The organism is Stenotrophomonas sp. STEN033, assembly GCF_056856655.1.
On sequence record NZ_JBXFWM010000022.1, the window covers coordinates 43,326 to 62,850 of the forward strand.

Here is a 19,525-nt window from a genome sequence, read left to right on the forward strand (position 1 = left end):
AACGCTCCTGCCGAGCATGGCTCGGCACTACCGGGGTGCCTCCCTTTCCCCACTTGCGGCCCGGCCGCCGCCCCACTAGCCTTCGCCGGTACTTACAAACCGGGGTTTGCTGTGAAGAATCGTCATTTGGTCCTGGCCGCCGCCGTCGGCGTGGCCGTGCTCTCGCTGGCTGCCTGTAAAAAGGACGCCGCCACCGACACCGCCAAGCCGGCCACCACCCAGGCCGCACCGGCCGAAAGCGCCGACCAGTTCATCGCTCGCGTCAATGCCGAGTACAAGGCCATGTACCCGGAGATGACCTCGGCGCAGTGGCTGTCGTCCACCTATATCAATGACGATTCCGCACGCGTGGCGGCCAAGGCCAACGAACGCTGGCTGACCGTGCTCAATGGCTGGATCGAGCAGGCCAACAAGTACGACGGCCAGCCGATGAGCGCCGACACCAAGCGCGCCATCAGCCTGCTCAAGCTGATGACCTCGATGCCCGCCCCGCGCGACCCGCAGAAGCTGGCCGAACTGGCCGGCATCGCCACCAAGCTGGAAGGCGATTACGGCGCCGGCACCTACTGCGTGGGCGAAGGCGACAACAAGAACTGCCGCCAGCTGGGCGACCTTGAGAAGGTGCTGGCCACCTCGCGTGACTACGACAAGCAACTCGACGCCTGGCAGGGCTGGCAGTCCACCGCCGTGCCGTCGCGCGCCAACTACCAGCGCTTCGTCGAACTGGTCAACGAAGGCGCCCGCGAACTGGGCTATACCGATGCCGGCCAGATGTGGCGCAGCGGCTACGACATGCCGGCCGACCAGGTTGGCCCGGAAACCGACCGCCTGTGGGAGCAGGTCAAGCCGCTGTACGAGCAGGTGCATTGCTATACCCGCGCCAAGCTGGACAAGGAATACGGCAAGGACAAGGCCGAAGTCGGCGGCGGCATGATTGCCGCGCACCTGACCGGCAACATGTGGCAGCAGGACTGGAGCAACCTGTGGGACATGACCGCGCCGTACCCGAACGCGGGCAGCCTGGACATCACCGCCGCGCTGGAAAAGCAGTACCAGACCAACCTGAGCGCTGCACTGGCCAAGGCCGGTGGTGCCGACCCGGCGAGCCGCTTCAAGGCACAGCGTGAGGCCGAGCTGGTCACCGCCCGGCAGATGACCGAGCGCGCGCAGGACTTCTACGTCTCGCTGGGCATGCCCAAGCTGCCGGAGAGCTACTGGCAGAACACCCAGTTCATCAAGCCGCTGGACCGCAACGTGGTCTGCCACGCCAGCGCCTGGGACATGAACATGGGCGGCGACGGCAAGGATGTTGGCCCGGACGTGCGCACCAAGATGTGCATCACCCCGAACGAAGAAAACTTCACCACCATCTATCACGAGCTGGGCCACATCTATTACGACCTGGCCTACAACCCGCTGCCGCCGTTGTTCCAGGGCGGTGCCAACGACGGCTTCCACGAAGCCATCGGCGACACCATCGTGCTGGCGATGACGCCCAAGTACCTCAACTCGATCGGCCTGGTCGGCGCGCAGCAGGAAAGCCGCGAAGCCACCATCAATGCGCAGATGCGCATGGCGATGTCGGGCGTGTCGTTCCTGCCGTTCGGGCTGATGATCGACCGCTGGCGCTGGGGCGTGTTCGACGGCTCGATCAAGCCGGACCAGTACAACCAGAAGTGGTGGGAACTGAAGGCGCAGTACCAAGGCGTGGCCCCGGCCAGCGCACGCGGCGAGGAGTTCTTCGACGCCGGTGCCAAGTACCACGTGCCGGGCAACACCCCGTACCTGCGTTACTTCCTGGCGCGCATCCTGCAGTACCAGTTCTACAAGGGCCTGTGCGACGCGTCCGGCTACACCGGCCCGCTCAACGAGTGCAGCTTCTACGGCAACAAGGAAGCCGGGCAGAAGTTCTGGGCCATGCTGAGCAAGGGCTCCAGCCAGCCGTGGCAGGCCACGTTGAAGGAACTGACCGGCACCGAGAAGCTCGACGCCGGCCCGATGCTGGAATACTTCGCACCGCTGCAGGAATGGCTGAAGCAGCAGAACGAAGGCCAGATGTGTGGCTGGCAGGCAGCGGCACCCGCGGCTGCACCTGCCGCTGCACCGGCACAGCCTTCGGCACCGTAAGCAGACCCGCGGGTCATGCAAGCAAAGGGCGCCATGATGGCGCCCTTTGTCTGTCGGCCCTGCAGACATACAAAACAGCAGCAACGACCAGAGCCGCGCGCGAACGCAAAGGACGCCACAGTCCAGCATGCGCGCCTTGACACATTGGCATGGCATGGTTATCCACGCACATCGGGAAACAGAAATACAATTCCCCGCAGGTCTTGTTGCGCCGGCACCAGCACACGCAGCAACGCCAGAACCACATGGATGAGCGGCGGCCACGCCAAGGATGAACATGGGCAGCAGAGACACCGCAACAGACAACCGCGTTGATGCCACACTCACCGGGCCAGGCAGCTATCCGCTGGACCTCACCGGCGCAGGCAGCCACACCTTGGTGCGTACGCTTGGCGTAGGCAGCCTGGTGATTGCACCTGCCGCAGCTGCAGGCAAATCCGATCTTCAGGTTGCCCCTGATCTCCGGATCAACTGGGCAGTCTTCAATCCGTTCGCCACGCCCGCTGGGTCACCCTGGCCACGGGTGATCCATTACACAGGCGCGGATCAGAGCATCTTCGAATGGGCCCGCCAGCGTCCCATCGAGCAGCTGACCTGGGTGCCTGTACTCGATACGGACACCGTAGTCGATGCTGCCCAATCCAACATCCGCACCTTGGCGATTCAACTGGACCACGCTGAAGCCAGCCTGCAGCTGCTCCTGCCAGGGCAGGAAATCGCGGCAAATCTCCACCTCAGTGTCTCCGGCGATATCAGTCGCTTCTCGACCCTGGGGCAACTGCCCCGCTCCCTGTCGCTTGCCCCGGATACGGGTTCACGCAGGCAAGCCACTGTTTTCGAACTGCCGGACATGGGCGAACTGCATGACGTCCACGACCTGATGCTGGTCAACACGCCGATGGCACGCCCGATCTCGCTGAAATGCCTGTCGCGCTTCATGCATCTGAAGTCGCTGAGCCTGTATGGCAATTTCGTCGATCTTGAAGCGCTTGCAGCACAGCCGCAGCTACAGAGCCTGCAGCTGCGCTACATGCCGTCATTGGCAGGCCTGCCAGCACTGAGCTGCTGGCCCGCGCTGGATGGTTTGATTGCCTTCAATGTCGAAGAAGCTGCAGGCAAGCGCCTGCGTCAGCAACTGAAGGCACGCGCCCAACAGCGCCCGTGGACCGGACATGCGTCGGTCTCGCAGCTTCGCGAAGCCAGTTGGTGGGAAAGCGAATTCGGCCGCCCCTTTTCGGCGTGGCCAAAGCGCTTGGCGAAGCAGGCCAATGAAGCGTTCGATGCAGCTTTGGCGGCATTGAAAGCTGCACAAACTCTCGCCGAAGGGGAAGCTGCCCTTACCCGTTTCACCATACACTTCAATACGCTCAAGGGCATCGAAACCTCCGAACGCGACGACCTCGGCGAGGCGATCTGGCAGCTCGGCCGTTCCGAGCATGCCCTGCGCCTGGGCGTGAACGATGATCTTGCACAGCAATGGTTCGATGCAGCGCGTGACTATTGAGCAGGACTGCGGACAGCAGCCATCTCGCCCTGTCCTCTCTTGATGCATTGAAACGGCTTGGAACATGCACGCAACTGGAGCCAAGAATTGATACCGCTTCTCATCCTTGTAATGGCTTTCATTGTGGCGGCGATCACTATCTGCCTCCCGACTTCCCGCAATCCCATCGAATGGTCCGGCCCCAGGATTCTCGCGGACGAACTGTCAAAGCTTGGCATACGACGGGACAATATTTCCCGTGATTTCTACGAAGAATGCACGAGCATTGCCGAACATGCTGCAACGACTAAGAGCACCAAGGCATCACGGCAGCAGGCGTTCATTGCCGAGCTACTGAGAATCGCAAACATGCTGGAAGTGTGGCAGCGCGATCCTCGACACCCCATGTTCTCAGCCAACGGGCAAGAGCCGAACATCTACCGCGCGCTCTTCGAACGCCACGGACTGTAACGGTCCGCAAGCACGGCTCCCGGCCGTTCTTGCAGCACAACACCACACTTCTTCGATTTCGCCGGGCCTTGGCCACACGGTGCGCTGTAGCGGGGAACCGAGCGAATCTTGATCAACGGCCCTACTCCGCCCTGAATACCACCGGCAGATGCAGCGTCACTTCATCCACATCGGCTGCCGCTTCCCCAGGGGAGACACGCCAGCCCAAGGCAGCTTCGCGGGCGGCACTATCCAGCAGTGCATTGCCGCTGCTCTGGGCGATGCTGACACCGCGAACCTCGCCGGAACCTGCCAGCCGGATTGCCAACACCACCCTGCCACCCGCTTTTTCCTTCCAGGCGGCGGCGGGATAGCGCGCCGGATTGAAACGCGCCTGGCGTGCCAACAGCTCCTGCAAGTGCTGCACGGCGAACGGCGAAACCGGGCGTGGTGTCGGCACCGTGTCCGCTGCCGCCACCGGCTCCCTGCCCGGCACCATGGGCGGTGGCGGCCAGCCAGGGATCTCCTCGACCGGCACCGGCGATTCGAAGCGCAACTGCACCCGCCGCCGCTCGCCCTTCGCGGCGATAGGCGTCAGCGCTTTCCAGCGCCGCGCCGACCACCGCACCGCGTCATCCAATGCCGGGTCGCCGCTGCTGCGCTCGATCAGGACCGAGCTGATGCTGCCATCGGCCAGTACATCAACCGCCACCAGCACGCTGCCACCACTGCTTAAACCCGATGGCGGCAGCACGACCGGCCGCTGCTGCTGTTCAAACCCGGCGGACGGCAGGTCAACCCGCACCAACGCCTCCGTAGCGTGCGCAGGCAGCCCCCCGGGAGGCGTTGGTCGCGGCGAAGGCAACAAGCCCTTGCCGGTGTGCACGAACTGCGGTGCGGGCAGCGCCTGCTCTGCAGATGCCGTCTCTCCCGCTTCAGTCGGGGTATCGCCATCTACCGGCGCGGTCGTACCGTTGATTGCCGCAGCACGCGCTTCAAGAACGCTCAGACGCGCGACCGAGGCCCGTGGCAACAGGCTGGTGCCTATCCGCATATCCGATTGAAACAGCATCTCATCGCTGATCGACATGCGCATCGCAGAGCGACCGGATGCGGCCGAACGCCGCAGTTGATCGGCAATCAGCAACGCTCCCAACGCCACCTCTTCGTCGGCATCCACGATGGTAGCCGCATAACTGGACCAGAACTCGGCAGACCTCGGTGCATAGCCGAGGATGGCCTCCTGCAGCCGAATCAGCTCGATGAGTTTTTCATCCAGCACCCCGTCGTCGTCCGCCGTTGCATCCTGAGCGGTGCCACGCTCGGCCTTCAGCCGCAACGCAAACGCAAGCACTGTCATCTCCTGCACGAGCACCCGCCGTCCGGCGATATCCACCTCGGGTACCGCCTGCCACATCGCCCTCAGCGCTGCATGCCGCTCCCGGCTGAGCTTTCCTTTTTTTTCACGGCCCTCCGGTATGTCGAAGGTGGCATTGAACCTGTCCCGCGCGGCGTTGAACGCCTCGCGGTCGCCGCCAATACGCACTCCGCTGCGCGCCCATCGCTGCAGCTCTTCCAGTCCCGCATCTACCCCCAACTGATCTTGGCGTGCAGCAGCCCTGGCCAATGCATGCACCTTTCCAGCCGCGTCGCGCTCGTAGCTGCTGCGCGAATACCATTCGGGCATCTCGCTGCGCCTGGCTGCAGGTGAAGCGGTTGCCACATCCACGCTCTGCGTCGCGTCCTCCGCAACCATGACGTAGGGAGACAAGCGGGTGGCAAACAGCATGAAGGCAAACCCAAGCCCCACAATCAACGCCGCGCCGGCATACGCATGGGACTTGTCCTTGATCGCCACACGCAGCAGCGAACCTACCGAAACCAGGCTACCCACCAGCACGCCAGCACGGAACGCAGCCCTACCATCCGGCAATATGCCCGTGGCGAACAGATGCCCAATCCACTCGACGCCGCCATAGATGTAAACGCCCACCCAGCCAGCAAACACCGTCACCAACAGCAGCATCAGCAGCGCGACGAATATGCCGATGGCAACTTTCATGGACGTTTGCTCAGAATCAGCACGGGCACGCACACGATGAACAGCAGCACCGCCGCCAACAGCAGGCCACTCTGGAAGCCCAGCCCCAGCGTCAACCACCAGCCTGGATCCTTGTCCGACAGGTAGTCACGATAGGCCGCCATTCCCCAGGTGGTTGCCCAGCCCAACAGCACCGGCCCAACGACCGCAAAAAACACCCGCATACCCAGCCCAATCGGCTGCGTCGCCGGTGCCGGCGTTGCCGCGGTCAGGGCCGCCGCCACATTGGGTGTGGCGGCGCGGGTACGGCGTGGTACACGCGCAGCTTTCGTGCCGGTGGCAGTCGTCTGCCTTGCCCGCGACTGCGCGGCACGCGCGCTGCTTGCCAGCAACTCGGCACGCGCACAGCCTGCACACGGCAGGCCGCTGAAATGTTGATGCGCGCCGTCCTTCGCACATTTCACCAACAAGCCGTTGCTACGACGTGCATAGCGCAGCAACAACGATGACCATTCCGCCGCAGCCGGGCGCCGCCGTGCCTGGCTGGCGAACGCACGATCGAACATGTCACGCAGCTCGGCCGGGAACGCCGCATGGCCACTGACCGGCGAAGGCAGTATTCGCGTCTCGCCCTTGCCCTGTGCATAGGGATAGAGATGGGCCGCAATCCGCCCAGGCAGATCACTGGGCAATGTCGCCCCGTTGGGCCGGCCGCTATAGGGGTGCAGGCCCGAGTTGAGCAGCTGGAACACCATCACCGCCAGCGCAAACCGGTCCTGTGCCTCTTCCTCGCCGGCGACAACGCCGCGCTGTTGGAATTCGGCAGCCAGGTAATCGGTAGTGACCTGTTCGGAAAGAAAACGTTCGCCCTTGCCCTGGATGCTGAAGCCATCGCAATCCAGCATCGCGATGAACAGGGACTTGCGATAGAAGCGCACATTGAGCGGCTTCAGGTCCACCACGTAGTGCTGGCGTTCGTGCAGCGCTGCCAGCATCACCGCCAGATTGGCGGCCAGGGTCATCTTCGGGCCCAACGCGGTGGGCAGCCCTTCTTCGCGCGCCTGCCGCTCCTGCAGCACATGTTCCAGGTCGCTGGTGGCTGCCACATCCAGCACCGGCATGGTGAAGCCCAGGAAGCCGCCCGCCTTGTCGCGCAGCAAGCCGGTAGGCCACGCAATCTGCACCTGGCGCACGCCCTTGTCCTCGACATCGGGCAGGTCCGGGCGCAGCTCCAGCATCGCCCGCACTTTGCGTTCGTAGACCTGACCGCCCTTGTTGGAATGGTAGAGCTTGGCAACCTCCAGCGGGCGTTCCTTGATCAGGAACACACTGCCCGCTCCACCGCTCTTCAGCAGCCGGCCCAGGGACAGCGGCGTACGCTGCTCGTCGTAGATGAGGTCGCCGGCTTGCGCAGCCATGCGCCTAGGCCGGCAACGCCACCAGCAACGTCTTGTCGTCGCCGGTGATGTGATCGGTACGTGGATCGGCCAGCGTCGCCTGCAAGGCCTGGCTGCCATGCGTGGCATCCACGCCGCCCAGGTAGCGCAGCACCGGTGCGATGAAGGGTTGGAACAAACCGCTGCCATCACGCGTCATCGCAAACGGCTGCACGCCATCGGACATCAGCACAATGGCCTGCACGCTGCCGGCAAATCGTGTCAGACGCAACTGCTCGCGCCAGTTGCCACCGGTGACGAACCAGGTCTCGTTGGCATACTCGCCATTGGCTGGCAACGACACCGCCGCCGGCTGCGGCGGCGCGAACTCACAGGCCGCGACGCCATCACCCACATGGAAGAACCAGCCACCGCGCGCGTCCGCCACCACACCTACCAAGGTGCAGGCGTGGTCGGCGAGCGTCAACTGACGTGCCGCCGCCATGGCGGCCAGCTGCTCACGCGCCGCGACGAGTGCCGCCTCGATGATCGTCCTGACCGCATCGACTTCCAGCCCGGCAGGATGACTGCCCAGCTGACGGTGCGCGGCTACCGCGGCCACCACCGCCGAAGACACCAGCCCAGCCCCCGCATCACTATGCGAGGCCGAGCCCGCGCCGTCGCAGACAGCAGCAACCAGTACGCCGCCGACACAGGAGGATGCATAGGCATCCTGGCAGGGCTGCCCACGATCAAGATGGGAGCGCCCCGTGGCCGATGCGGCCATCACCCGCCAGCGCATGTTCAAACCGACACGTGCGACCAGCTGTCCGTCGACGGCAGCTGTACCTGGCCACCGGGGGTCGAGTTGGACACCACCCGCATGCTGGCACTGAGCCACATGAAAAGTTCCTTGAACTGCAGCCCCTGCAGCCGCTTCACGCCGCGCTCGCCGTTGCGGCTGAACTGACCGAGCACGCCGATGTCGGCGTTGCCTACCCCAATCGGAAACACCGCCACCTTGTTCGCCTGTTCGGCATCGCGGCAACGTTCGGCCACCGCCTCCCAGGCGTCAGTGGGATTGCCATCGGACATCAGGAACAGCCATGGCCGTGTATAGGCCACGCCAGCCTGGCGGAAGCGGGCTTTTTCGTCTTCGATTTCCTGCAGCGCCAGTTCCACCGCCGCACCCGTCGGCGTGGTGCCATTGGCGGAAAGCTCCGGCGCACTGAAATCCATCGCATCGCACCAGTCACCGGTGATCGCCGCATGGTCCATGTCGCCGTACTCGATCAGCAGCACACGCACGCGCTTGGCGGCGATCACATCGCCTTTGAGCTCCTGCTCCAGCAGCTTCAGCCCGGCATTCAACTGCGCAATGGGCGCCCCGCTCATGCTGCCGGAGCAGTCCAGCACCAGAATCAAGGGGGTACGCTGCTCGCTGTTGTCAACCAGCGAGACATCGGGAATAGCTGCAACAGACATCGGGTGTGCCTCCATGCTCAGGGGACGTCGTGGCAGGATTATAGCCACAACGGCGCCTGCGACTTTTTACACTCCAATACCGAGCCCGCACAGGCCTGCGGCTGCCGCGGAATCTCCAGACGGCTCCCACGCTCAAGGAACAAGCGAATCGATGACGCTTCTCACCCGCCTGCCGTGCGCAATGCCAATGCTGCTGGTCCTGATGGCATGCAGTTCCACACCTGCCGGCAGCCCGTCGCCTGCGGATGCCGCCGCCACCAGGGAGAACTGCGCGCTTGCCAGGGAAAGGCAGAACCCAATCGCGATCACCCACTGGTGCGGCAGATCAGGGAAGCCTTGATATCCGACGACGCTGCAGCCAAGGCGTTGCCCCCTGCCGAATTCCGCAGTGCAAGCCGCTTGCCCGCGCGTATTCCCCGTAGTGCCCAGCCGTGCTCGGCAGGGGCTTCACCGATGGAATGATCCAAAGCACCGAGCCGTGCTCGGCAGGGGCTTCACCGATGGAATGATCCAAAGCACCGAACCGTGCTCGGCAGGGGCTTCACCGATGGAATGATCCAAAGCACCGAGCCGTGCCCGGCAGGGGCTTCACCGATGGAATGATCCAAAGCACCGAGCCGTGCTCGGCAGGGGCTTCACCGATGGAATAAAGCAGGACCTCGAACCAGCCTTGGCAACAGTTTCAGCAACGGCCAAGCCCCGCTGCGGTGGGGGCTCTGTACGTGTGTCGCGACCTACGCCGCTCCCACAATGGATAGCGCAGATTGTGCCGTTTGCAGACGACAAGGGCGCCAACGGCGCCCTTGTCGGCTTCAAGCTTGCGCGCAGCCTCAATGCGTACCTGCCGCCGCCTTGCCGGTCACACCCAGCTCACCAGCCAGATTGCGCTTGTAGGTATCGAAGTCGATGCCCTGCTCGGCCGCTTCCGCGTGCGCGGCGTCCTTGAGTGCATCCGAATACATCAGCCGTACCGGGGTGTCGTTGTTCTCATGCCATTCGGCGGCCTGCATGATCAGCGCAAGTACGCGTGCGGCACTGGTGGTCTCGCCGGCAATCTTGCCGTCCATGCCCAGCACCCATTCACCATCGCGGCGGACGATGCCGGCCAACAGCGCACGGTGCTGGTCACGCAGCTCGGCATGTGGTTCAACCTTGGCCTTTGCCGGCGGGTTGGCCTCGGCCTGGTTGCGCTCGCGCTCGGCCAGCTTCTTCTTCGCCTCGCGGCGGCCCTTGGATTGGATCGACATCGTTGAGTACTCGTGAACGGTCGCCGGTGATGGCGGCGACGCTATTGTCGCTTATGGAGGTGATGACGTGGTGGTGAACTCAGGGTTCGACCGCCGCACGCTGGGCGCGCAGGCTGTTGCGTTCCCATTTCCAGGCCGCTGCGCTGGCTACGGCAAACAGGCCTGCGCCGATCGCCAACCACAGCCCGCTACGGCTGAGCAGCGGCGACAACAGTCCAGCGATGATGGAATTGGTCAGCAAGGTGCTGAAGGCCTGCATGGAGGAGGCTGTACCGCGCTGGCGCGGGTACATGTCCAGGATCGCCAGGCTGAGGATCGGGAAGATCAGCGCCACCCCGAACGAACTCAATGGCAGTGACAGCACCGCCCATGGCACGCTCATCTGCGTTGCCAGCGCGTTGTAGCCGATGTTGTACAACGTCGCCACGGCAATACAGCCGTAGCCGATGCGCACCGCGCGCGCGCCGTCCATGCGCCCGGCCGCACGCCCCGAGGCATAGGCACCCAGGGCCATACCGCCAATGGTGGGGATGAACAGCCAGGCGAACTGGCGCTCGTTCAGCTGCAACAGATCCAGGATGAAGGCCGGTGCCGAGGCGATGTACAGGAACAAGCCGCCAAAGCCAAACGAGCCCGCCGCCGCCAACCGCAGGAAGCGTGGATTGCGGGCGATGCTGATGTAATCGCGCAGCAGGCGTGCCGGATGCAGGGACAGCCGCGCATGCGGCGGATGGGTTTCCGGCAACCAGGTCATGGTGATCAGCAACAAGGCCGTGGAGAACGCCACCAGGAACCAGAAGATCCCCTGCCAGTTGCTCCAGCCCAGCAGCCAACCGCCGATGATCGGGGCGATGGCCGGGGCGATGGAGAAGATCATCGAAACCTGGCTCATCAGGCGCTGCGCATCATCGCCATCATAGAGATCACGGATGACGGCGCGGCCGATGATGTAACCCACGCCGGCCGACAACCCCTGCAGCGCGCGGAAGAACAGCAAGGTGGTCATGTCGGTGGCCAGTGCACAGCCGACCGAGGCGGCGATGAACACCGCCAGCCCGCCCAGGATCACCCGCTTGCGTCCCAGCGCATCGGACAGCGCACCGTGCAGCAGACTCATCAGCGCATAGGCCAGCAGATAGACACTGATCACCTGCTGCATGGCCAGTTTGTCGGCGCCCAGATCGGCGCCGATATGCGGAAATGCGGGGAATACCGCGTCGATCGCGAACGGACCGAACATCGAGAGTCCGCCGACCAGTATGGCAATCCGACGCAGCGAGACCTGCTTGCTTGCTTCCATCAGTTTCAACAACCAGCAACGGCACCGGCAATGTCCGGTGCGGGGTGGGAATTCAGAATGAACAGGGCCAAGGCCCAAGGCTGTGCCGCGCGACCGGAAGACTTATTGTCCGGACATTTAGCCGGATTGACCAGCGACTTTGGAGTCGCCAGGCCAACGCCCGCAAGGCGCGATCCCGGAACCGGGAGGTAGATGGTAATCCAAGCCGCCGCGCGGGTCTGCCCCGGACCTTTACCGGGCCATACCGGGCTATAATCGGCGCGCTGTACGAACACGGTGGGAGAAGCGGTTGAACCCGCTGCCGAAGGCGCAAACGCCCGTAATCGCTCAGGCCCGATACCACCTGCATCAAAACTCTGGAGAGACCGGTTCAATCCGGCGCCGAAGGTGCACGAAGCGCACGATCCTCGTCGCGTCGCTTCCAAACTCTCAGGCAAAAGGACAGAGGGGCGCGAGGTAAGCCTTTGGCTTGCCGACTGTGGTGGCGCGCGTGCGCGGCACCCGGACGGCTACCGGGCAGACCTGGCTCACCGCCCCTGCCCTGCATGCCTTCTCCGGACGTCAGCCATGACCCAGAACACCTCTTCGCTGCGCGAACTCGAACACCACTCCGCGTTCGTCGACCGCCACATCGGCCCCAACGACGCTGAAATCGCGCAGATGCTGCGCACCGTTGGCCATGATTCGCTGGAATCGCTCACCGACGCCATCGTGCCGGGTTCGATCAAGTCGCCGGCGCCGCTGGCGCTGCCCGAGTCGCTGACCGAAGTCGACGCGCTGGCCAAGATCCGCGCCATCGCCGACAAGAACAAGGTCCTGCGCAGCTTCATCGGCCAGGGCTATTACGGCACCCACACGCCGAACGTGATCCTGCGCAACATCCTCGAGAACCCGGCGTGGTACACGGCGTACACGCCGTACCAGGCGGAGATCTCGCAGGGCCGCATGGAAGCGTTGATCAACTTCCAGACCATGGTCGCCGACCTGACCGGCATGGAGATCGCCAACGCCTCGCTGCTGGACGAAGCCACCGCTGCTGCCGAAGCGATGACCCTGGCCAAGCGTTCGGCCAAGTCCAAGTCCAAGGTCTTCTTCGTGCAGGACAGCGTGCACCCGCAGACGCTGGAACTGCTGCGCACCCGTGCCGAGCCGATGGGCATCGAACTGCTGATCGGCAAGCCGGCCGAGGCGCTGAGCGCTGATACCTTCGGCGTGCTGCTGCAGTACCCGGACAGCCTGGGCAACATCGGCGACTACAAGGCGCTGGTCGAGGCCGTGCACGCCCGCCAGGGCCTGGTGGCCGTCGCCACCGACCTGCTGGCCCTGACCCTGATCGCCGCTCCCGGCGAATGGGGCGCGGACATCGCCATCGGCAACAGCCAGCGTTTCGGCGTGCGGTTCGGTTTCGGCGGCCCGCACGCCGCCTTCATGGCCTGCCGTGATGCCTACAAGCGCTCGATGCCGGGTCGCCTGATCGGCGTCTCGGTCGATGCCGAAGGCAAAGCCGCTTACCGCCTGACCCTGCAGACCCGCGAGCAGCATATCCGCCGCGAGAAGGCCACTTCCAACATCTGCACCGCACAGGTGCTGCTGGCGGTGATGGCCTCGATGTACGCCGTCTATCACGGCCCGGAAGGCCTGCAGCGCATCGCCCGCCGCACCCACCGCCTGGCTGCCATCCTCGCCGCCGCACTGCGTGGCAAGGGCGTGGCGGTCGGCAACGACTTCTTCGACACCCTGCACATCACCGGCGTTGATTCAGCCGCGCTGAAGGCCAAGTCCGAAGCTGCCGGCATCAACCTGCGCATCATCGATGCCGGTTCGGTCGGCATCAGCCTGGACGAAACCGCCACCCGCGCCGACGTCATCGCACTGGGCCAGCTGTTCGACGCCAGCGTCGACGTGGACGCACTGGATGCCAGCACCGCCGACGCGCTGCCGAAGGCCCTGCTGCGCACCAGCGACTTCCTCGCCCACCCGGTGTTCAACACGCACCACAGCGAGCACGAAATGCTGCGCTACCTGCGTTCGCTGGCCGACAAGGACCTGGCGATGGATCGCACCATGATCCCGCTGGGCAGCTGCACCATGAAGCTCAACGCCACCGCCGAGATGATCCCGGTGACCTGGCCGGAATTCGCCAACATCCATCCGCTGGCACCGGCCGACCAGGCGCAGGGCTACAAGGAACTGATCGACGGCCTGGAAGCGATGCTGGTCGAGTGCACCGGCTATGACGCAGTGAGCCTGCAGCCAAACTCCGGCGCGCAGGGCGAATACGCCGGCCTGCTGGCGATCCGCGCCTACCACCGCTCGCGCAACGAAGGCCATCGCGACATCTGCCTGATCCCGGACTCGGCGCACGGCACCAACCCGGCCTCGGCACAGATGTGCGGCATGACCGTGGTGGTCACCAAGACCGACAGCAACGGCAACGTCGATGTCGAAGACATCCGTCGCAACGCCGAGAAGTACAGCGACCGCCTGGCCGCGATCATGATGACCTACCCGTCCACGCACGGCGTGTTCGAGGAAGAAGTGGTCGAGATCTGCGAGATCATCCACAAGCACGGCGGCCAGGTGTACACCGACGGTGCCAACATGAACGCCCTGGTCGGCGTGGCCAAGCCCGGCAAGTGGGGCTCGGACGTGTCGCACCTGAACCTGCACAAGACCTTCTGCATCCCGCACGGCGGCGGCGGCCCGGGCGTTGGCCCATGTGCGGTGAAGTCACACCTGGCACCGTTCCTGCCGGGCAAGCTCGGCGACAACGGCCCGGTCGGCATGGTCAGCGCCGCCAGCTTCGGCAGCGCCTCGATCCTGCCGATCAGCTGGATGTACATCACCCTGATGGGCACCGCGGGCCTGCGCAAGGCAACCCAGGTTGCACTGCTCAACGCCAACTACATCGCCAAGCGCCTGGCCCCGCACTACGCCACCCTGTATACCGGCCGTAACGGCCTGGTGGCGCATGAGTGCATCCTCGACGTGCGTCCGCTGGAGAAGACCTCCGGCATCGGTGCCGAGGACGTGGCCAAGCGCCTGATCGACTTCGGCTTCCACGCCCCGACCCTGAGCTTCCCGGTTGCCGGCACGCTGATGGTGGAGCCGACCGAGAGCGAATCGCAGCATGAGCTGGACCGTTTCATCGACGCGATGATCCAGATCCGCGAGGAAATCCAGGCCATCGAAGATGGCAAGCTGGACCGCGAGGACAACCCGCTCAAGCACGCCCCACACACTGCCGGTGCAGTGTCGGCCAGCGAGTGGACCCATGCGTATCCGCGCGAGCTTGCTGCCTTCCCGCTGCCGTCGCTGAAGCTGCAGAAGTACTGGCCGCCGGTGGCACGCGTGGACAATGTCTACGGCGACAAGAACATCATGTGCGCCTGCATCCCGGTGGATGCGTACAAGGAAGATGTCGAGGCGTGATCGGGGCTTGAATGCCTGATGCGTAAATGAAAACAGCCGGCGAAAGCCGGCTGCTTTTTCTGTGTCGATTGGGGAGCTGGAGCGCCGGGTTTTCCTGGAGCGGTGCCAACAGCAAGTGTGGAAGGCTTCTGCTTTGGCTTCTGCTTTGGCTTCTGCTTTGGCCTCTGCTTTGGCCTCTGCTTTGGCCTCTGCTTTGGCCTCTGCTTTGGTTTTGGTTTTGGCTTTGGTTTTGGCTTCCGCTCTCCCTTCTCCCGTTTACGGGAGAAGGTGCCCGAAGGGCGGATGAGGGGGATTTTGACTTTGCTTAGCTAGAAGCTTCCCCTCACCCCAACCCCTCTCCCGTAAACGGGAGAGGGGCTTCAAGCAAACAGCTGCAGCTTTCAATACCCCTTCTGCTTCAACCACGCATCCACCTGCGGCTTGCGCTCCGCGCGCAGCCGCAGCTTGGTCTGGATACCGGCAATCACCGTCTCCGCATCACGCCGCGAGGTCGGCGCGATATGCGCCTCGGCGAATGCCTTGATCTTGTCCACCATCTGCAGGTTGTCGGCGCTGCGGCCCAGGCCCGGGTAGTAACGCGCACGCGAAGTGCTGTCGACCAGGGTGTCCACCTTCTCGCGATGGGCAACGGCAAAGTCGAACGCCAGATCCGCATGCTCGCGCGATACACCGCCAATCATGCCCGCGCTGTTGGTCGCACCCGGCTCATCGGTCAAGGCCATGTCCAGTGCGCGCTGCGCCAGCGCCTTGTCCTTGGCCACCGCCAGCAGCGCGTAGTACTGGTCACGCACCATTGCCGAGGTTTCCTGCTTGGCCAGCGTGTGCAGCTTGTCCCAGCTTGCCGCGTCGGCATTGTGCGCCACCACACCCAGCACACTGCTGCGCAGGTCCGGCGACAGCGAATCCGGTTTGGCCAGGAAGGAATCAAAACGGCGCTGCGCTTCTGCTATCACCTCCGCGTCATCCAGATCCGCCAAGGTATCGATCAACCCACTGCGCAACTCCTTGGTCTGCGCCGAGTCGCTGTCCTTGCCGTCCCAACCCAGTGACTGCAGCACTGGCGACAAACGCGAACGTGCGTAACTGCGGAAAGCGGCCTGCCGCGCGGTATCGCCGTCGAACATACCGTCGATGCCGCTCAGTGTGCCCGAGGCCATATCCCAGAGATCGATGGGCGCATCGGCGCTGATCTTCGCGATCAAATCCAGCAGATCCGCATCGGGCTGCAGGCCCGCTGCGGCCAGCGCGCTGGTATCCATCATCACCCCCAGCTGGTCGACCACCGGCAGCTTGTCGAAGCCTGCGCTCAGTGCCTTGAACTGTGCCGGCGCATACAAGGTGCGGTAGTAGCCCTTCTGCCCGGCATTGACCAGCAGCGGACCACTGCAGCCCGGCAGCTGCACGTTGGTATCGCCGTCGACCAGGGTGTGCACCACCTCGCCGTTGCCCACGCGCAGGCTTACCGGCACGCGCCAATGCAGCGGCTGTTTGTCCTTGCGATCAATCGTGTACTCGCCCTGGCTCAGCTTCACCTGGGTATTGCCGGCAACGCAGCTGCTGCTGGCGCGGATCAGCGGCACACCCGGTTGCAGGGTGAAATCATGCGCCACTTCCATGAAACGCTTGCCCGGTGCGGCCTTGTCGATCTCGGCCCAGAGATCATCGGTGACTGCGTTGCCGTAGGCATGGGCTGCGATGTAACGACGCACACCATCACGCCATGCATCCGCACCCACGTAATCCTCGAACATCGAGATCACCGCCGCGCCCTTGCCATAGGTGATGCCGTCGAAGGCCTGGCTGGCCTGCTCCACCGTGGCCACATGCTGCACGATCGGATGGGTGGTGACATAGGCATCACGGCCCATCGCGGCACGGCTGGTGTGGGCGGCATCGACATTGTTGATATCCCACTCCGGATGCAGCTTGCGGGTGGTGCGGCCTTCCATCCACGAGGCGAAACCTTCGTTGAGCCACAGGTCATCCCACCAGGCCATCGTCACCAGATTGCCGAACCATTGGTGCGCGATCTCGTGGGCGGCAATCGAGAACACCGCCTTCTTGTCCGACACACTGGAGACCGCCGGATCCAGCAGCAGCGCATACTCGAAGGTAAAGATCGCGCCCCAGTTCTCCATCGCGCTGAAGAACTGGCTGCCGCCCGGCGCTGCGATGTTGTCGAGCTTGGGCAGCGGGTACTTCACTCCGAAGTAATCGTTGTACTCACGCAGCACCTCGGCGCTGCCTTCCAGCGCGAAGCGCGCCTGCTCGACCTTGCCGGTCTGGGCAATGACGCCGATCTCGGTGCCACCTTCGTTGACCGTTGCGCGTTCGAATTCACCGCTGGAGAAAAACAGCAGGTAGGTCGACATCTTCGGCGTGGTCTGGAACACCACCTGTTTGAGCCCCTTGCCCAGCGTCCTGCTGCTGGCCACCGGCATGTTGCTGACCGCCATTTCCGCTTCCGGCACGTTGACGCTCAGGTCGAACGTTGCCTTGAAGCCGGGCTCATCCCAGGAGGGAATGAAGCGCCGCGCATCGGAATTCTCGAACTGGGTGAACAGTGCACGCTTCTTGCTGCCATCGGCCACCGGGTAGTCCAGGGCGAACAGACCATTGGCCTGGGTGTTGATGGTGCCGCTGTAATCGATGGCCAGTGTGTAGCGCCCGGGCACCAAGGGGGCGGCAACGGTGAAGCTCGCGGTCTGGTTGGCCTCATCGACACTGACCGTGGTCGGCAGCGTCTTGCCGGCGCCAGCGGGCTGCAGATGGCTCTTGCCAAAGCGCATGCCCGCCGCCTGCAGCACGATGCTTGAGGTTGGCTGCAGCACTTCCAGGTCGATGCTCACCTTGCCATCGAAACGCATCTGCGCCGGATGCGGGGTGATCTGCACCCGGTAGTGCTCAGGCCGTGCGGTGCGTGGCAGCTGCGTGGTGATTTCACTCTGGCTCACTCCTGCCGCAACAGGTTCGGCAGCAAACACGGCCGGCGTGGCTGCACAGCAAAGAGCAAGACTGATCGCGACAACAAGGGAACGGCGCATCGAAGCTCCTGACGGACATGGGCTGGATGCCCAGCAGATCCCATCATCTGCCCGACCGCCGCCGCCCAACACTCCCGGAAGTCATATCCCTGCGCGCGCTGTTTCCTGTAATGCCCGCTCGGCGATCATCGCCCGATACTGACGTGGAGCCATGCCGACCTCGGCCTTGAATTTGCGGGTGAACGCGCTTTGATCGCTGAAACCGCAGGCCTGGCCGATGCTGGCCACACTGTCCTCGCCATGCAGCAGGTGCAACGCGATCTGGATGCGCAGGCGGGTCAACACCTGCTGCGGCGTCATCTGGAACACCTTGCGGAACGAGCGCTCCAGTTTGGACAGCGAGAAGCCGGTGATATCCAGCAGCGTCTGCATGCGCACGTTCTCGGCGTAATGCGTGTTGAGGTAATCCAGCGCCAAGCGCAGCGGCTCGTACTGCGACTCCAGCCCACCGCGCTGGCCGAGGTCACGCGAGATGCCGATCAAACCGACCACCTTGCCGTTCTCGACAATGGGGCGCTTGCAGGTCAGGCACCAGCCCGGCTGCTGGTTGGGGAACAGCTGCAGTTCCATCACGTTCTCTATGACCTCGCCAGCCAGCACCCGCGCGTCCTGCTCGGTATAGGCCTCGCTCATGCCCACCGGGTACAGCTCGTCGGCCCGCTTGCCGATCGCATCGTTGCGCGACTTCATGCCCAGCCGCTGCATCATGGTCATGTTGACGTGGGTATAGCGCCCGTCGCTGTCCTTGGCGAAGAACAGCACGCTGGGAATGGCGTCGAACAGGGCTTCGATTTCGGCGGGATCAATACGCATCGGATCAGTCAGGCGGGCAGCGGGGGCGTGCCCAGCCATTCTAGCCAGCCGTGGGGGCTACAGCGCTGGCCATAAGTACCTGGCCAAGAACGCTTCCGCCAAATGAAGAAAAGTCCCGGGTTTGCATTGCCTGCATCATCGGGCACACCTGCACCCGGATCCTGCCCCGATGAGCCAAGTCATTCCCCCCAATCAATATGCAGTTGGCCAGCTGTGGGCCTGCCAGGGCCGTCATGACGGCGAGCGCCCCACCCTGCTGATCAACCGCATTGACCAGCATCCCTTGGGCGGCGGCAATATCTACCATGTCACCCTGAACGCGCTGCAGATCCGGAACCCCCGCCTGGCCGAGGGCCTCATGACCCAGCTGGCGCATGCCCCGGTGACCGAGCAGACCCTGGCGCGCAGTCAACTGCAGCTGATTGGCCGACGCGACCCGGATCCGGCGTACCTGCAGGGCTATGACCAATGGCGCGAGGCCTTTGATGCCGGCAACGCGGGCTCGTTCGGCGTCAGCATTGCGACCATCCTGGAGATCGTCGAACGGCAGCTCAACGGCATCCCGCTCGATCAGCCCTGACGGGGCTGCCAAGGCCCTTGTTGTGCCGTGCCTTGCTGGGCGGGGGCCTCCCCGCACCGGGTCGCTGCCTACCTTGGGTGGGCACTACAGTGAAGCCGGCGAGCTGCCAACCATCGCGAAACCGGAGGGTAGTGCCGAGCCATGCTC

13 protein-coding genes and 1 riboswitch are annotated in these 19,525 nt (G+C 64.0%); of the genes, 5 read left to right on the forward strand and 8 right to left on the reverse strand.

The window, feature by feature from the left end; translation table 11 throughout:
• The first annotated feature begins 111 nt into the window (after positions 1-111).
• The 3 genes from AC1VXC_RS09870 to AC1VXC_RS09880 all read left to right on the forward strand — a co-directional run bounded on the left by AC1VXC_RS09870 (position 112) and on the right by AC1VXC_RS09880 (position 4,081).
• Positions 112-2,127 (forward strand): M2 family metallopeptidase, encoded by a 2,016-nt coding sequence (locus AC1VXC_RS09870; RefSeq protein WP_481539461.1) that lies wholly within the window; start codon positions 112-114, stop codon positions 2,125-2,127.
• A gap of 277 nt (positions 2,128-2,404) precedes the next feature.
• Entirely contained in the window at positions 2,405-3,631 is a 1,227-nt protein-coding gene (locus AC1VXC_RS09875; RefSeq protein WP_481539462.1) for a hypothetical protein, read from the forward strand.
• A gap of 57 nt (positions 3,632-3,688) precedes the next feature.
• Positions 3,689-4,081 (forward strand): hypothetical protein, encoded by a 393-nt coding sequence (locus AC1VXC_RS09880; RefSeq protein ID WP_313493621.1) that lies wholly within the window; start codon positions 3,689-3,691, stop codon positions 4,079-4,081.
• Between the two features lie 121 nt (positions 4,082-4,202).
• Here AC1VXC_RS09880 and AC1VXC_RS09885 read toward each other — a convergent pair whose 3' ends face one another.
• The 6 genes from AC1VXC_RS09885 to AC1VXC_RS09910 form a co-directional block, all read right to left on the reverse strand.
• Entirely contained in the window at positions 4,203-6,122 is a 1,920-nt protein-coding gene (locus tag AC1VXC_RS09885) for an energy transducer TonB family protein (protein ID WP_481539463.1), read from the reverse strand.
• Entirely contained in the window at positions 6,119-7,519 is a 1,401-nt protein-coding gene (locus AC1VXC_RS09890; protein WP_481539464.1) for a hypothetical protein, read from the reverse strand. Before AC1VXC_RS09890 ends, AC1VXC_RS09885 begins: the two co-directional genes overlap by 4 nt.
• 4 nt (positions 7,520-7,523) lie before the next feature.
• Positions 7,524-8,279 carry a PP2C family serine/threonine-protein phosphatase gene (locus AC1VXC_RS09895; RefSeq protein WP_313173004.1) on the reverse strand — a complete coding sequence of 252 codons (756 nt, stop codon included), beginning with the start codon at positions 8,277-8,279 and terminating at the stop codon, positions 7,524-7,526.
• 2 nt (positions 8,280-8,281) lie between these two features.
• On the reverse strand, positions 8,282-8,962 hold the full coding sequence (locus tag AC1VXC_RS09900) for a vWA domain-containing protein (RefSeq protein WP_481539465.1): 681 nt from the start codon (positions 8,960-8,962) through the stop codon (positions 8,282-8,284).
• 830 nt (positions 8,963-9,792) lie between these two features.
• Positions 9,793-10,209 (reverse strand): hypothetical protein, encoded by a 417-nt coding sequence (locus tag AC1VXC_RS09905; protein ID WP_313172964.1) that lies wholly within the window; start codon positions 10,207-10,209, stop codon positions 9,793-9,795.
• Between the two features lie 79 nt (positions 10,210-10,288).
• The gene (locus tag AC1VXC_RS09910; RefSeq protein ID WP_481539466.1) at positions 10,289-11,509 is read right to left on the reverse strand and encodes a multidrug effflux MFS transporter; all 1,221 of its coding nucleotides are present in this window, start codon (positions 11,507-11,509) and stop codon (positions 10,289-10,291) included.
• Between the two features lie 346 nt (positions 11,510-11,855).
• Positions 11,856-11,964, forward strand: a riboswitch (glycine riboswitch).
• A gap of 112 nt (positions 11,965-12,076) precedes the next feature.
• Here AC1VXC_RS09910 and gcvP point away from each other — a divergent pair.
• Positions 12,077-14,941, forward strand: coding sequence for an aminomethyl-transferring glycine dehydrogenase (gene gcvP / locus AC1VXC_RS09915; RefSeq protein WP_481539467.1), 2,865 nt, complete (start codon positions 12,077-12,079; stop codon positions 14,939-14,941).
• A gap of 380 nt (positions 14,942-15,321) precedes the next feature.
• Here the strand turns inward: gcvP and AC1VXC_RS09920 are convergent, their stop codons facing one another.
• Together AC1VXC_RS09920 and AC1VXC_RS09925 are read right to left on the reverse strand one after the other, a co-directional pair.
• Positions 15,322-17,985, reverse strand: coding sequence for a M1 family metallopeptidase (locus tag AC1VXC_RS09920; RefSeq protein WP_481539468.1), 2,664 nt, complete (start codon positions 17,983-17,985; stop codon positions 15,322-15,324).
• An 81-nt stretch (positions 17,986-18,066) separates the two neighbouring features.
• Entirely contained in the window at positions 18,067-18,798 is a 732-nt protein-coding gene (locus AC1VXC_RS09925) for an AraC family transcriptional regulator (protein ID WP_313172960.1), read from the reverse strand.
• 169 nt (positions 18,799-18,967) lie between these two features.
• On the opposite strand from AC1VXC_RS09925, the gene AC1VXC_RS09930 reads away from it, so the two are divergent.
• Entirely contained in the window at positions 18,968-19,378 is a 411-nt protein-coding gene (locus AC1VXC_RS09930; RefSeq protein WP_481539469.1) for a hypothetical protein, read from the forward strand.
• The last annotated feature ends 147 nt before the right edge of the window (positions 19,379-19,525 follow it).

Coding starts and splice junctions, on each gene's coding strand:
- AC1VXC_RS09885 (WP_481539463.1), bottom strand. CDS start 6,122: ATGAAAGTTGCCATCGGCATATTCGTCGCGCTGCTGATGCTGCTGTTG.
- AC1VXC_RS09930 (WP_481539469.1), top strand. CDS start 18,968: ATGAGCCAAGTCATTCCCCCCAATCAATATGCAGTTGGCCAGCTGTGG.
- AC1VXC_RS09890 (WP_481539464.1), bottom strand. CDS start 7,519: ATGGCTGCGCAAGCCGGCGACCTCATCTACGACGAGCAGCGTACGCCG.
- AC1VXC_RS09905 (WP_313172964.1), bottom strand. CDS start 10,209: ATGTCGATCCAATCCAAGGGCCGCCGCGAGGCGAAGAAGAAGCTGGCC.
- AC1VXC_RS09920 (WP_481539468.1), bottom strand. CDS start 17,985: ATGCGCCGTTCCCTTGTTGTCGCGATCAGTCTTGCTCTTTGCTGTGCA.
- AC1VXC_RS09875 (WP_481539462.1), top strand. CDS start 2,405: ATGGGCAGCAGAGACACCGCAACAGACAACCGCGTTGATGCCACACTC.
- AC1VXC_RS09910 (WP_481539466.1), bottom strand. CDS start 11,509: ATGGAAGCAAGCAAGCAGGTCTCGCTGCGTCGGATTGCCATACTGGTC.
- AC1VXC_RS09895 (WP_313173004.1), bottom strand. CDS start 8,279: ATGCGCTGGCGGGTGATGGCCGCATCGGCCACGGGGCGCTCCCATCTT.
- AC1VXC_RS09900 (WP_481539465.1), bottom strand. CDS start 8,962: ATGTCTGTTGCAGCTATTCCCGATGTCTCGCTGGTTGACAACAGCGAG.
- AC1VXC_RS09925 (WP_313172960.1), bottom strand. CDS start 18,798: ATGCGTATTGATCCCGCCGAAATCGAAGCCCTGTTCGACGCCATTCCC.
- gcvP (WP_481539467.1), top strand. CDS start 12,077: ATGACCCAGAACACCTCTTCGCTGCGCGAACTCGAACACCACTCCGCG.